Source organism: Micromonospora sp. LOL_021, from assembly GCF_048060215.1.
GTDB lineage: Bacteria > Actinomycetota > Actinomycetes > Mycobacteriales > Micromonosporaceae > Micromonospora_E.
The window spans coordinates 1-219 of sequence record NZ_JBHMIN010000196.1; the positions used below are offsets into that span (position 1 = coordinate 1).

At 63.9% G+C, this 219-nt stretch carries 1 protein-coding gene; it reads right to left on the reverse strand.

The features are described from left to right. Positions 1 to 201: NAD(P)-dependent oxidoreductase (locus tag ACFHWT_RS31650; RefSeq protein ID WP_416598392.1), on the reverse strand; the 201-nt coding region annotated here is incomplete at its 3' end. Positions 202 to 219 lie beyond the last annotated feature (18 nt).

The following is a 219-nucleotide window of genomic DNA, read 5'->3' on the forward strand; positions in this document are numbered from 1 at the left end:
GTAGAGCACCTCCATGTCCATCGCGGAGAGCAGGCGGGCGGCCTGTTTGGCGACCTTGCCGAAGCCGTAGAGGCCGACGGTCTTGCCGGTGGTTCCCTGGCCCATGAACTGCATGGTCATTTCCTGGAAGAAGCCGTTCGCCCGGCAGAACATGTCGGACTCGTTCACCCGGTACGCGCAGTTGAGTAGCAGCGCCACCATCAACTGCCCGGTGGCGCG